General features: G+C 32.6%; 12 protein-coding genes and 1 pseudogene. 11 read left to right on the top strand and 2 right to left on the bottom strand.

Annotated features, from left to right (window positions below; all coding sequences use genetic code 11):
- The first annotated feature begins 164 nt into the window (after positions 1-164).
- From JFU54_RS01185 to JFU54_RS01140, 10 genes are all read left to right on the top strand, one after another.
- Complete coding sequence (locus JFU54_RS01185; protein WP_201063488.1) at positions 165-1,535, top strand: lytic polysaccharide monooxygenase; 1,371 nt, start codon at positions 165-167, stop codon at positions 1,533-1,535.
- A gap of 461 nt (positions 1,536-1,996) precedes the next feature.
- Positions 1,997-2,743, top strand: coding sequence for a zeta toxin family protein (locus JFU54_RS01180; protein WP_201063487.1), 747 nt, complete (start codon positions 1,997-1,999; stop codon positions 2,741-2,743).
- A gap of 590 nt (positions 2,744-3,333) precedes the next feature.
- Positions 3,334-4,257, top strand: a complete 924-nt coding sequence (locus JFU54_RS01175; protein ID WP_078205662.1) for an HNH endonuclease — start codon at positions 3,334-3,336, stop codon at positions 4,255-4,257.
- A 57-nt stretch (positions 4,258-4,314) separates the two neighbouring features.
- Entirely contained in the window at positions 4,315-4,677 is a 363-nt protein-coding gene (locus JFU54_RS01170) for a hypothetical protein (protein WP_078205663.1), read from the top strand.
- Between the two features lie 68 nt (positions 4,678-4,745).
- Entirely contained in the window at positions 4,746-5,075 is a 330-nt protein-coding gene (locus JFU54_RS01165) for a nucleotide pyrophosphohydrolase (protein WP_078205664.1), read from the top strand.
- Between the two features lie 147 nt (positions 5,076-5,222).
- Positions 5,223-6,905 (top strand): DUF2075 domain-containing protein, encoded by a 1,683-nt coding sequence (locus tag JFU54_RS01160; protein WP_201063485.1) that lies wholly within the window; start codon positions 5,223-5,225, stop codon positions 6,903-6,905.
- Positions 6,906-7,464: 559 nt separating this feature from the next.
- On the top strand, positions 7,465-8,085 hold the full coding sequence (locus JFU54_RS01155) for a DsbA family protein (protein ID WP_078205665.1): 621 nt from the start codon (positions 7,465-7,467) through the stop codon (positions 8,083-8,085).
- 295 nt (positions 8,086-8,380) lie between these two features.
- Entirely contained in the window at positions 8,381-9,202 is an 822-nt protein-coding gene (locus tag JFU54_RS01150) for an MBL fold metallo-hydrolase (protein WP_201038232.1), read from the top strand.
- A gap of 4 nt (positions 9,203-9,206) precedes the next feature.
- Entirely contained in the window at positions 9,207-9,599 is a 393-nt protein-coding gene (locus JFU54_RS01145; protein WP_042889832.1) for a nuclear transport factor 2 family protein, read from the top strand.
- 154 nt (positions 9,600-9,753) lie between these two features.
- On the top strand, positions 9,754-10,281 hold the full coding sequence (locus tag JFU54_RS01140) for a nuclear transport factor 2 family protein (protein ID WP_137076830.1): 528 nt from the start codon (positions 9,754-9,756) through the stop codon (positions 10,279-10,281).
- Between the two features lie 513 nt (positions 10,282-10,794).
- Here JFU54_RS01140 and JFU54_RS01135 read toward each other — a convergent pair.
- Positions 10,795-11,022, bottom strand: a pseudogene (locus tag JFU54_RS01135) (IS4 family transposase); the annotation flags it as partial.
- 56 nt (positions 11,023-11,078) lie between these two features.
- The gene (locus JFU54_RS01130; protein ID WP_201063483.1) at positions 11,079-11,648 is read right to left on the bottom strand and encodes a TetR/AcrR family transcriptional regulator; all 570 of its coding nucleotides are present in this window, start codon (positions 11,646-11,648) and stop codon (positions 11,079-11,081) included.
- Positions 11,649-12,049: 401 nt separating this feature from the next.
- Between JFU54_RS01130 and asnB the strand changes: the two genes are divergently transcribed.
- The gene (asnB, locus tag JFU54_RS01125; RefSeq protein ID WP_201063481.1) at positions 12,050-13,873 is read left to right on the top strand and encodes an asparagine synthase (glutamine-hydrolyzing); all 1,824 of its coding nucleotides are present in this window, start codon (positions 12,050-12,052) and stop codon (positions 13,871-13,873) included.
- Positions 13,874-13,888: the final 15 nt, after the last annotated feature.

Here is a 13,888-nt window from a genome sequence, read left to right as displayed (position 1 = left end):
TTAATTATAAAGCTATTTGGATGTAAAGGAAGTTAAATGAATATTTGAGTATGAAGTTATGAGGTTTCGTTTTTATTTGTTTAATCTTTGTAATCTATGTTTATTATTCTTTTACATCAATGCTCTTAATATAGTAAGAAAATTAATAGGAGGGGACTATTAAAATGAATAAAAAAATTCTAAAGCAGTTGAAAAAAATGACTACAAATAAAAAAGGATTAAGTGCTGCTGTAGTAGCAGTAGGAATTATGAGTACAACTTTAATTCCTCAAAATGCCTATGCACATGGGTTCGTTGAAAAGCCAGGTAGCCGTGCTGCTTTATGTAGCCAGAATTATGGAGCTTTGAATTTAAATTGTGGCAATGTAATGTATGAGCCGCAAAGCTTAGAAGCGCCTAAAGGATTCCCACAAGGTGGACCGGTTGATGGGAAAATTGCTTCAGCAGGAGGCCTGTTTGGTGGGATTCTTGATCAACAAACAGCTGATCGATGGTTTAAGAATACGATTAAGGGTGGAGAGAATACATTCACTTGGAAATACACTGCTCCTCATTTAACAAGTCAATGGCACTATTACATTACAAAAAAAGGATGGAACCCAAACAAACCTCTAACAAGAGCGGATTTTGAATTAATAGGAACTGTAAAACACGATGGTTCTGCAGCATCTAATAATTTATCACATAAAATTAATGTACCAACTGATCGTAGTGGATATCATGTCATTTTAGCGGTTTGGGATGTAGCTGATACCGTAAATGCTTTTTATAATGTGATTGATGTGAATCTAGTTAATAATGAAAAACCAGATACAGAAGCACCAACTAGGCCATCTGGACTACAAGTAGTAAAAACCACTTCAAATAGCGTAGAACTTAATTGGAAGCCTGCAACAGATAATGTAGGGGTGAAAGAGTATCAAGTGTTACGTAATGGAGAAGTAATTAATACTGTAGCAGGTACTAGTGTAGTTGATAAAAAATTAAGCCCAAACACAGATTACACGTATACAGTAAAAGCAGTAGATGCTGTAGGGAATATATCTAAGGAAAGTGAAGCATTAGTTATTAAAACAACAGTGGAAAAACCAGATACAGAAGCGCCAACTCAACCTAAAGGGTTACACAGTATGGGAATCACTGCCAATACTGTTGACTTAATGTGGAGTCCGTCTGAAGATAACATAGATGTGGATCATTATATTGTATACAGAGAAATTGCAGGGGTTACGAAGGAAATAGGTACTGTTAATACCACATCATTTATGGACAAGAATTTGCAAGCAAATACAACATACAAGTATGCAGTTTCTGCAGTTGATACGGCTGGCAATGAATCAATGAAAAGTGATATCTTAACAGTTACTACGAAGGAACAAGAAAACGCTTATGAGAAATGGGATTCGTATAAAGCATATAAAAAAGGAGATAGAGTAGTTCACGAGGGTAAGGAATACGAGGCGGCCCAAAGCTATCAAGGGAATGGGGATCCGAATTGGATCTTTGCTTTATCTTTATGGAATGAAATAAAATAGTAATTTAATAGATCATCTTGATAATAATAACTAAATTATGTAATATATAGGTATATTGTTAGTTTAATTGATTCCGTTTATTCCCACACCTTATGTGTTGTGGTTGAGTTGTAGAAGCAAGTTGTGTTCTTGTTTCAATTTTGAAAGGGCTTCTTTGAGCCGATTAGTGTATATAGCTTATTTTGCTATGCACAATTAATCGACTTAAAGGAGTCCTTTTTTGTTTGTTTAAGTGGATATATAGAGTAGGTATTAAGTTAGAGAGAAATATGATTGTTTAGAAGGAATGTGTAATGATGAATTGAAAAATATAGCATCTAACTAAAAGAGCTATATGGAATCATAGTAAGAATGATCTCAAGTAGAGACGAGAAATCAAAGTTATAAGTACAGGGTTAGAGTAAGTACTCTAACTTTTGAAGGGAACCTAATAATTCATTTATAGAAGAGGAGAAGACGAATTGAGAACAACCCGAGAAAGATATGTAAACAATGGGGAGTATGTAATAGAACGTAAGGATCTACATAATGAGATTATTGAATCATTTTTAAATGAACATTCACAGCAAGAAAAAGAACCTGAAGCCATATTACTTGGTGGTGGTTCTGCTGCTGGAAAAAGCTCAATTGGAGAGTTAGTAAGTAAGGGGTATAAACGTAAGAAGAAACATATGATTTGGATAGATTCTGATAAGATCAAAGAAAAAATACCAGAATATCAACAATTAATGGAATCAGGGGACACAGAACTAATAAAACAAGCAGCCTTTTTGGTTCATGATGAAAGCAGTGATATTACCATGGAACTTTTAAAAATCTGTATGAAGAGAAAAATAAACTTTATGTATGATGGTACAATGAAAAATGTAGAGAAATATAAAAAATTGATTCAACAATTAAGACAAGCTGAATTCAGTATTAATGCAATCATTGTAGATGTTCCAATAAAGGTTGCTTTAGAACGATCAATCATGCGTTTTAAACTAACAGGAAGATTGGTTCCGGAACATATTATTGAAGAAAGCCATATGAAAGTAGCAACTACATTTTGTAAAATTAAAGATTTGATAGATTGTTATAGCTTATATGATAATACGGGTCAGCAACCAGAAATTTTTGCTTTTAAAGAATCAAAACAAGCAAAAGAAATTATTGTTGATGAATTTCGAAATAATCAATTTAACGAAAAATCAGCTCTTGTTTTTTAGGGAACATACATTTAATAAATTTTATAAAATGATAAATAGATTTAATTTCTATAATCTCCTGACAACTTATAATATTATTGATATAATAAGTATAGGAGGCGATATGAATGGAATTTAAAGAACTTATGAAGTATATAGAAGAAAACAAAGAAGAGCATTTTCATGATTTAATCGCTAAAAATGAACGGGAAATGGAAAAAAAGGAAGAAGAGAAATAAAGAATTTGAAGCAGAGGAGTTGACCTTTTAGGTCAACTCTTTTGTTTGCATAAATGAGTATTTAGTTAAAACTCTCCATTTATCACAAAAATCAATAATAGCGCATGTGCTGCTTTTGTAGATATTTGTGTGATATGTACTTTATATGTAAAACTACTAGATTATTTTCACATGTTAACACCATTGTGTGTGGGATTTAATTTATGTATTGCAACTAGCAAATTTCAAGAGAAAAAAATCGTATGAAATAAAAAATGTATAATTAATTATTAGTAAAAACTTAAATAGGTTATTTGCTAATCGTAGGAGAGTTTTTTAGTATTAAATTAAATAGAAATCAGTGTAGTAAATATACGCTTTAGGAGAGAATATATGAACCATTTTATTGTTATGCAGGGACATACTTATCAAGAAGAAAAGGAATTAGGAATTATTTGGTCACCAAAAAAAGATAGAGGTGGTAATGTACCACATTCATGGAAAAGAATGATGGATGTAAAAAAAGGAGATCGAATCTTTCATTATGTAAAAGGGAATATTGTAGCGGTTAGTATTGCTGAAGAAGATTGTAAGGAATCGAATAAACCATCGATTATGAAAAGTCATGATCAATGGAATGATGAAGGCTATCTGGTGCCTTTAAAATATCATGAGTTAGAAAAAACAATTAATATACGTGAGAATTTTGAAGAGATATCGCAGCTTTTACCAATTAAATACTCGCCTTTTCAATCAGATGCAAATGGAAATCAAGGTTATTTATACCCATGTAATGAAGAATTAGCTCTTAAATTAATTGAATTAATTAGTGATTCAAACATCTATAAGAAGAAAAATGAGCAATTAGAATTATCAGTTGATGAGGTAAGAAGGACTGAAAATAACACATTAATTCCTGTTATATCTGAAACGGAATCAAAGGTAAAAGCTACAATCCGAATTGGGCAGCAAAAATTCAGGAAAGCATTAATGGAGCTGTGGAACGGGAAATGTGCATTATGCGGAATAAATTTACCAGAATTATTAAGAGCGAGTCATTCAAAGCCATGGAAAGATAGCACAAGTATGGAGCGTTTAAATTCTTATAATGGTGTGCTCCTTTGCTGTAATCATGATGCCCTGTATGATAAAGGGTTTATTACATTTGATGGCCAGGGGCGATTGCATATTTCTCCATTGATAGTAGAAACAGATTATTTGATATTTGGATTAACACCCAAAGCTAAGATAGAAATTCGCCCAGAAAATAAATTATACTTTAAGTGGCATAAGAGGAACATTTTTAAAACAAAATAGTATAATTTATAATTTCAAGAGTATGAAGAACATAAGAGAATTGAAGGAGATTGCTACATGTGTAACTGTAATCAATGTGGTTCAGAAATGATTATGCAATTAAAAGATAGATATAGAGAATATTGTCCAAGATGTCATGATCTCAGGCCAAGTAGCTTAGTATATTATAATTTACATGAGCTGCTAGAATATATGGAAGCAAATGAATACATGAGTCGGGAAAGTGTGCTACATAACTTTTTAAAATGGGAGTTTGAGTTAACGGAAGGAAGTGTATTCAAGTTATATTTAGATGTAGATAGATATGATCAAGTCGGTGATGAGAGCCTATCAAAGCAATTAGATGCATATATGAAGGGTATCCGATTAAAATTAAATGTTAAATATGAGGACGATTATATCTGGATTAAGGTGAATTAGTTGAGGCCCTATATAAAGTGCGTTTTATTTTGAAAAGATAGTACGAAAAAGAGAGGAGATTAATAGTGATGCAAGATTTACAAAAGGCAGTAATAAAATTTCGAGATGAGAGAAATTGGGGTCAGTTTCATAATGCAAAGGATTTGGCAATTTCATTAAATTTAGAGGCAGCAGAATTACTTGAGACTTTTCAATGGAAGTCTAGTGAAGAAGCAACAGAAACTAAAATGCAGGAAATGAAAGAAGAAATGGCTGATGTAATGATTTATTTGCTTATGTTAAGTGATAAATTGAATATTGATTTAGAAGAGGCAGTATATGCTAAATTACTCAAGAATGCAGAGAAATATCCAGTAGAAAAGGCATTTGGAAGTAATAAAAAATATGACGAACTGTAAAGCGATTATCGCTTTACAGTTTTTTGAAATAAATGTGTAAAAGAAGAGGGATGGGATTTTGAGTTGTATGTGTGTATTGAATTCAAACTGTATACAATATTCACTACTCTCAAATATTCTTTAACCAAAAAAGTGGGGGTTATTTAAATGATATCATTTGCAGCAAAATTATCTTTATTTGAAATAATTAAGAAGAAGCGAAAAGCGTTTGAGCAAGGCAGTACGAGAGACTTTGAAATTGATAAAGTACCAGTAGTCTATATTCAACGAGATAAGAAGAATTTATATGTAGGTAAGTCCACAGATATATATGAGCGTTTCGTTGCACATTTAAGTGATGAAAGTAAAACATTCAATGAAGTTATTGTAATAAAAAGCGAATTATTTAATGAAAGTTCGATTAAGCATATTGAAACATTGTTAATTGAATATTTATCTGCAGATGATAAATTTAACTTACTAAATAAAGTAAGGGGCCAAAAGATTCATTCTTATAACGGGATTGAAAATGTTCAGAGTATGTTTAAAGAAATTTGGAATCAGTTAATTGAAGAAGGGGTAGCTAGTGAGAATTTAGGTGAGATACATAATAAATTTATTTATAAATATTCACCATTTAAAGAGCTATCGGCTAATCAAATTGAGGTTTGTAAAGACATTTTCAATACGATGCTTACCACATCAAATAGTCGACATTTGATTACAGGGGACCCGGGTACCGGTAAAACAATTGTATTAACAAATATCTTATATGCGCTTGCTTACGACAATAAAACTGGTAAAGCGAGAGAGGCATTGAATTATGAAGATATAGCACTTGTTGTTCCACAAAATCACTCATTAAATTTATATAAGAGCTTAATGAACAAATTAGGTCTACAAGGTATTACAGTACTGTCACCTTCACAATTTATTAAGCAGGCAAAAAGTAGGGGTACTAAATATAAATATGTTTTTGTGGATGAAGCGCATCGTCTGAAACAATATTTTGGTAAACAAGCACGTGATTTAAAACATTTAGTCACTGGTAATGGTTATATAACTGAGTTGGAGTTAATAGAAACATTCGCGTATCACTTAACTGTGGTTTATGATCCATATCAAACAATCCGACCTGCAGATATAGATACAGATGTATTCCAACAGTTGACAGTGAATTATAAGAGACATCCCTTACATAAACAATTCCGTTTAAAATCTGGAGATCAATATCTAGCATGGTTGCGTAAATATTTACAAATAGCAAATAATGTTGGTGTTTATGAGGAAGGATTATTGCAGGGCTATGACTTTAAAGTAATGGACTCTATTACAGAATTAAATGATTCTATGAAATCTTTAAATAAAGAACATGAATTATGTCGCGTAGTCGCAGGTTATTCTTGGAAATGGGCTACACAAAAGGATAAGAATCTATATGATATAAAAGATCCTGTTACAGGTGATACATTCAAATGGAACTCGAAGGTAAAAGGTTGGATTAACTTTGAGAATAGTGTAGAGGAAATAGGATGTATTCATACTACCCAGGGCGCTGATTTAAATTATGTTGGTGTGATATTAGGGGCCGAAATTGATTGTAATTACACGGGTGAAGAAAATGGAGACTATGATTTGAATAAAGCAAAGGTCATCGTCAATCCAAAAGAGTATAAAGATCGAAATGGTCTTCCGATTAAGGGAACTGATTTAAATAATGAAGAGTTAACATCCTATATTAAACGTATCTATTACGTATTATTATCTCGCGGGATAAATGGATGTTACGTCTATGCAGTAAATCAAAACATGCACAGATATCTAAAAGAAGTAGTGAGAATAAGTCAATAATTATGAAAAGAAGTTACTTGAATTAGAGTAGCTTCTTTTTATTTAATAAAAATGAAAGGGTATATAGGTATTAAGCGATAATACTAAAGTTATGTTTTATTGTTAACCAGATTTTTGAAAACGTTAGGATAGAAATTTAATATTTTTTATAAAAAAAGAATTGACTTTCGTCTTAGTTGTAACTAATATAGTTACATAAAGTTGTAATCGTGTTAGTTACAACTAATACCTATTTTAAGTGGAAATACGATTTGTATATTTATTTAAGGATGGTGGTTCACACGTTGCCGTTAAGGGTAGATAGTTACTGATATATTAAAAGAAATGCATATTCCGTACTGTAGTATTTTCTACTTTGGGGCAATAATATACATCGTTGTCTTTTGCTAAAAATCTTAGTTGCTCTTTCTTTAAAAGGGTTAGTTTTTGAAAAATATAGTAAGGTGCCTCAAAAAAGAACAAGATACTAAAAAAGATGTACTTTTACAAACCAAAAAGTTGGCTGAGAATTTTAAGTGATAACTGGACTGGTAAATAAAAATAAAGGTAGGAGATTTAAATGGAAACGAAACAAGATAACTTTATATATGTATGGGACGCATATTGTGGATGGTGCTATGGCTTTTCAGAAAGTATTAAAGGATTTTACCAAAAACACACTGAAGTGCCGTTAACGGTTTTATGTGGAGGGCTATTTTTAGATGATTTACCAATAAAAAATTTCTCATATATAGAAGAGGGAAATAAAAGAATTAATCAACTTACAGGTGCAGAGTTTGGTCCTTCATATCAAAAGTTGGTGGAAGAAGGTACTTTTAAAATGAATTCGAAAGATGCTGCAATTGGCTTTTCCGCTTTACGTTCATTAGCGCCAGACCGTTTGTTAGAATTCACTTCGGCTATGCAAAAAGCGTTTTATTATGAGGGGGAAAGTCTAAGTGACCCTGAAACATATCGTAAGATTGCAATTGAGCATGGTTTGGATCCTGAACAAGTAATAGAGCGTTTAAATGCTCAAGAAACAATTGTAGATGTACAAAATGATTTCAATAAGGTTCGACAGCTTGGTGTTAATAGTTATCCTTCATTACTTTTACAAAAGGATAATCAAATTATCCCTATTGGTGGCGGGGTAATGACGCCAGATAAAATCGAAGCACGTTTCAAAAATTTATATTAAAAAACTTTAAGTTAAAGTATATAACATTTAACGTTTTAAAAAAGACTAGAAGTGGATGGACTTAAATCTTTCTGATAACAGTTATAGTTTCTATTTGTTATTAAAGAAGGTCCAATTATGATTTTACTATAGATCACAGTAGCAAACATGTTAGCTTACGCCAACCGACATACATCTCCTATCTATTTGCTGGTGCGATTAACTATGCAGGGGAATTGAGGAGGGGCCTTCTGTGGGAACAAGATAAAAATGTGTTATCTATTCAATAACTTTAACAAAAGGAGAATAACATTCTATGTTTAAAACAATCGATACAAATCTAAATGATGTAAAATTGACGGTGTTTAGTTCGGATGAAAAAAGTTTTATGGTAACTGCAACCTTAGTTGAGAAAGCAGGACATGCATTTTTAATAAACTCAAAATTTACTCAATCTGATTCGAAAGAAATTGTAGATTATCTGAAAAACAATAACTTATCCCTAGATAAAATCTTTATTATACATGGGGATCCTGATTATTACTTTGGGTTAGAAAGTATGAAAGCTGCTTACCCAGGAGCCATAGCGTATGCAACAGAGTCTACGGTTGAACATATTGTTCATTCTGTATTAGGGAAATTAAAAGTTTGGAAAGATGTACTAGGAGAAAATGCACCAAACAATGTGGTATTACCTCAAGTTATTAAAGAGAAAACAATTGATTTTCAAGGTCTAACATTTGAACTTGTAGGCTTAGATGATTACAGAACTAGCTTATTTAATAAAGAGCTAAAATTATTGATTGGAGGCATTGATGTATTTAACGAAATCCATCTATTCTTAGCAGATACTAGCTCAAAAGCAGCAATGGAGGCATGGATTGAGAACTTGAAAGTATTACAAGCGTTAAATGCTGACATTATTGTACCAAGCCATGGATCAATCGAAAAATCCTTAGATAATCAAGCGATTATTGCAACTATGGATTATCTAAGAACTGCAATTCAAGCTTCTGAAGAAAGTAACACTTCAAAAGATTTTGTGGCAAAGCTTGAAACAGCATATCCAGGCTATGCTAATAAAGGTGTATTGGAATTAAGTGCAAAAGTTGTAACAAAAGAAATGCCATGGGGTTAATGCTATGAATAAATATCAAAAACTATTACATGAAACGTATGTGTTAACTGGCGAGGGAAAAATGGATGCTTTCAAAACATATTTAAGTGAAAATGTATCTTGGACAGAAGCTGCTGGGTTTCCATATGCGGGCACTTATATAGGTCCTGATGAAGTAGTGAAAAATGTACATGAACGTCTTGGAACTGAATGGGATAACTATAGCGCTAAAGATGAAATTTATGCTTTTAATAACAATACTGTTATCGTGTATGGAAAATATAGTGGAACATATAAAGTAACAGGGAAATCATTCATAGCAGATTTTTGTCATCTTTATGAGTTTGATGAGAACGATAAGGTTAAGAAGTTTATTCAAATTGTGGACAGTGCAACTGTTAATGAGGTATTAAGTTAGAGTTACCAGTTTCAAATATGCCTCGTATAAGGAGTATTGTTAGGATAGATGGATTTTCCTAACAATATTTCTTACATCACATTCTGGGAAATGTTTTTCCTTTATTAAGCGTGTTATCGAAGGTGAATTATAAAATTAAAAGAGGTAGATATATATGAAATTAGAGAAAAATTTAATAATAATAATTATTTCTGTGTTTATTTTAGGAATTGTATCGACTTTGACATTTCAATCCTTCACTGGTAATGCCAAAGGTAACTCAATAAAGAGCGAGAATGTTGCACCAGTATCGAAAGATGATGTGGCAGAAAAAGAAAAGAATAAAAAGATGGTAGTTGATTTCTATAATGAAGTTTTTAACAAACATAATATCGATATCATCCCTAAATATGTAAGTGAAGATTATAAGCAACATAATCCTTTTGTGGCTGATGGACGAAAAGCTTTCATGGATTTCTTTAAGGAGGATTTTGTTAAAAACCCTAACTCCTCTGCAGAAATTAAACGTGTAGTAGCTGAAGGAGATACAGTTGCTCTTCATGTACATTCTCGTGCTAACTCTCAAGATAAGGGAGTTGCTATAGTGGATATATTTCGTATAAAGGATGGTAAGATTGTCGAACACTGGGATGTAATTCAAGAGATTCCAAATGAAACAGCTAATAATAATACTATGTTTTAGATAGGAGATATATCTAATTATTATTTAATTGATAGAGATGTATAGAATTTAGAAATTTAGAGAAGTTATGTATATATGATTAAAATGAAGGGGTGTCCTAGTAGATATGGTACTAGGACATCTTTTTTTGCTTGAACTAGATTTGTTTAAATTAAAGGTTTGTTATTAGATTAGTGAACTACTCGCCACTTAGCAAAGCTTGAAGTGGGAGCTTCTCAGTTCCACGACGAAAGTACCCTTTCGTCTCCCTGAGCGTTACTTCGGGGTGTTCCACCCCTAGATGTCCAACGCTTGGACGCTCTTTTGGTACGGTTGATATTTTACGCAGGAACCGAATGGCTTGGTTTTCGCACTCTATTTTCTTCCTGCAACCTCATATAGCTAGTTTATCAAAAGTTTTTGGCTATGCCAAACCGAAATTCATCTCCCACCTACCGTTGGGCTACTCCCTTCACACGCTTGAGGAAGGAGAATTCTTTCGGGGAATTAGTTAAATTAAAATCATATTGGCTAACGTAAAGAATACCAATCATTTACTTCTCCTATCAGCACAAGTAAATGATTGGTATTTCTCATTAATATTGCTAAAACTGAACTACGAGCAGAATACTTTATTTCATTCTTTTTTCCCTTACAGTTTGATCTTGTAATCGCTGTTGTTCTTTTATCAGTCATTCCTACATAAGCGTTGGATATTTTGCAGGTTTGTCCAGACTGAAAAGAGCTTATTAAACCATCCATTATTCACGTTCTTCTTCATATATTTGTACCGCAATTTTTTTTGTATGTGGTTAAAACTAGTTTTTAAGAAGCATATGTTTTAGCAACTGCAGAAATTCTTTATCACTTTTATCATCTTTTATGTAATCCTGTTCGTAGTTAAAAATCATTCGTACTAACATAAAAGCTGTAAGTGGTAATGGTACCTTATGCAAAGCTCCTTGCTGATAACCTTTTTCGAGCAAATTACTTATCATTTTAATTGCTTCTTCTTCAGACTTTTTAAAACAAGCTGTAATTTCAGGTGAATGGTACTCTTTATATTCTTGAAAGAGTGTAGAAACAAACGGATCTTGATGATATTCTAGGCTGATATAATGAAGGATTTTTTGTATTCGAAGTAAAACATCTTTTTCCTCTTTATATAAATCAAATAATTGTGAACGTATAAGCTGAATATGACGCATATAGCAGTCACATAATATTTCAGTTTTATCTGTATAGTAATAATAAATAGTACCTTTACCAACTTTAGCTTTCTTTGCAATTTCATCGACCGTTGTGTTACGGACACCACCCATAGAGAACAGTAATGTGGCAGATTGAATGATTTTCATTTTTTTATTTTCTTTTTCTAATTTGATCATTGTCTACACCCTATCCTTGAAATATTTAGCGAAGTTTTCTTTCATTACATTCTGTATCAGTCCATTTGTAATTTTTTAACTCCTAATAGAAAGTCCTCTATTTGCTTCTTATAGAATAACATACACCATTCTCATTTCTAGTATATAACTATAATAGAATGCAACTTTATAACTTAGGATAAAAATGAAAGTTTAAGGTAATAACTTTTTAATCGGACAATGAGAATTCAAGTGAAAGGGGACAGTCATTTCTTTCTCGATTGAATTATTTGATTTTTTATTCAATTCGTTTTATTATATAAACATGACTAAAAGGTGTTTTTAGTCGGATTTTTTTACGGAAAACCGACTGATATTTAATTTTAGTCGGTTTCTATACTATTTGAGAGAAGGTAGACACTATGTGTGGAATTGCAGGGTGGATAGACTGGTCTAAAGACCTGTCTAATGAACAAGAAACGTTAAAAAAAATGACAGATGCTATCACTCACCGAGGGCCTGATGCAGAGGGGCATTGGCTTTCAAAACGAGCAGCATTAGGTCATCGACGTCTCATCGTCATTGATCCTGAAGGTGGCCTTCAACCTATGCTGTATAAAGATGGAAATGATACGATTGGCCTTACGTTCAATGGAGAAATTTATAACTATCAAGAATTACGTAAAGAACTTGAGGGGAAAGGTCATGAATTTCAGACAAAGTCTGATACAGAGGTATTACTACATGCTTATTTAGAATGGCAAGAAGATTGTGTTCAACACTTAAATGGGATTTTTGCTTTTGGTATTTGGGATGAAAGATTTGGGAAATTGATGCTTGGTCGTGATCATCTAGGTGTGAAGCCTTTATTTTTCGCTCAAAGAGGAAGCGCAATTCTCTTTGGTTCAGAGTTAAAAGTTTTGCTTTCGCATCCGCTTGTAAATGCAGAAGTAGATAAAGAAGGACTTTCTGAGGTATTTTGTCTTGGACCAACACGTACTCCTGGTCATGCGATTTTTAAGGATATACATGAAGTACGTGCGGGTCATTATATGACGTTTACCTCTAATGGTTCAAATACGACACAGTATTGGAAACTTGAAAGTAAAAAACATATAGATGATATTGATACGACAGTGGAGACAATCCGCTCCATTTTACAAGATACTGTTAAACGCCAGTTAATTGCTGATAGACCAGTGGTATCTATGCTTTCCGGAGGTTTAGATTCAAGTGGTCTAACAGGTTTAGCAGGAAACGAATTTGGGAATAAAGGGGAACGTCTTCATACATATTCCCTGAATTTCATCAATGATGAAAAAGACTTTGAGCAAGACTTCCTTCGTTTTGATCGTGATGAACCTTGGGTGAAACGTGTGGCTGAATATGTAGGAACAAATCATCACTCTATAGAGTTAGGATCAGATAGTTTAATAGAGCATTTATTAATTCCAATGCGAGCGCGTGATCTACCTGGAGTTGGAGAACTAGAAACATCACTTTATTTGCTATTTAAGGAAATGAAAAAAGACGCAACAGTTGCACTTTCAGGCGAATCCGCAGATGAAGTGTTCTCAGGATATCCATGGTTCCATCAAGAGAAGTTTTTAGATGCAGAGATATTCCCTTGGAGTGTTAATTTATGGTATAGTACAGAAATTTTATCAGAGGATTTTAAAGAAAAGATTAGCCCTGAAAAATATCAAAAACAAAAATTTGAAGATGCGGTTGCTGAGGTTCCTTTTTTAGAAGGTGAAAGTGATCTGCAAATGAAGCAACGTCAAATGTCTTACATGTTTATTACACGTTTCTTGCCATTTATGCTAGAACGAAAAGATCGTACAAGTATGATGAATGGCTTTGAAGTACGAGTTCCATTTTGCGATTACCGGCTTGTAGAATACTTATGGAATGTTCCATTCGAAATGAAAAGCATAGACAATATTGAAAAAGGTATTTTACGTCGAGCTTTTGAAAATGTACTTCCAGAGGATGTACTTTATCGCAAAAAAAGTGCATATCCAAGCACAAAGGATGCTTCTTATCTACAAGGTATTAGTGATTGGATGTTACATGTGTTGAACGATCCTCAATCACCTATTTTACCATTAATAAATGTAGAAAGAGTTCGTGCTATTGCAGAAGGAAAAGACAAAGTAATTTCTGGTAATGATGCACGAGGTATAATAGATTATTTACTTCAAGTTAATAGTTGGCTTCAGGAATATAATATTAAATTAGTATGATAAATGTAATCTTCG

Origin of the sequence: Bacillus sp. TH19, assembly GCF_016651075.1 — a bacterium.
In the GTDB taxonomy this organism is placed as follows: Bacteria; Bacillota; Bacilli; order Bacillales; family Bacillaceae_G; genus Bacillus_A; species Bacillus_A mycoides.
This window is presented reverse-complemented; position numbering and strand designations above follow the sequence as displayed.

What these genes read in the sequence shown, in the direction of transcription:
- JFU54_RS01155 (WP_078205665.1), top strand. Translation starts at nt 7,465, where the DNA reads ATGGAAACGAAACAAGATAACTTTATATATGTATGGGACGCATATTGT.
- JFU54_RS01160 (WP_201063485.1), top strand. Translation starts at nt 5,223, where the DNA reads ATGATATCATTTGCAGCAAAATTATCTTTATTTGAAATAATTAAGAAG.
- JFU54_RS01165 (WP_078205664.1), top strand. Translation starts at nt 4,746, where the DNA reads ATGCAAGATTTACAAAAGGCAGTAATAAAATTTCGAGATGAGAGAAAT.
- JFU54_RS01145 (WP_042889832.1), top strand. Translation starts at nt 9,207, where the DNA reads ATGAATAAATATCAAAAACTATTACATGAAACGTATGTGTTAACTGGC.
- JFU54_RS01130 (WP_201063483.1), bottom strand. Translation starts at nt 11,648, where the DNA reads ATGATCAAATTAGAAAAAGAAAATAAAAAAATGAAAATCATTCAATCT.
- JFU54_RS01150 (WP_201038232.1), top strand. Translation starts at nt 8,381, where the DNA reads ATGTTTAAAACAATCGATACAAATCTAAATGATGTAAAATTGACGGTG.
- asnB (WP_201063481.1), top strand. Translation starts at nt 12,050, where the DNA reads ATGTGTGGAATTGCAGGGTGGATAGACTGGTCTAAAGACCTGTCTAAT.
- JFU54_RS01175 (WP_078205662.1), top strand. Translation starts at nt 3,334, where the DNA reads ATGAACCATTTTATTGTTATGCAGGGACATACTTATCAAGAAGAAAAG.
- JFU54_RS01170 (WP_078205663.1), top strand. Translation starts at nt 4,315, where the DNA reads ATGTGTAACTGTAATCAATGTGGTTCAGAAATGATTATGCAATTAAAA.
- JFU54_RS01185 (WP_201063488.1), top strand. Translation starts at nt 165, where the DNA reads ATGAATAAAAAAATTCTAAAGCAGTTGAAAAAAATGACTACAAATAAA.
- JFU54_RS01140 (WP_137076830.1), top strand. Translation starts at nt 9,754, where the DNA reads ATGAAATTAGAGAAAAATTTAATAATAATAATTATTTCTGTGTTTATT.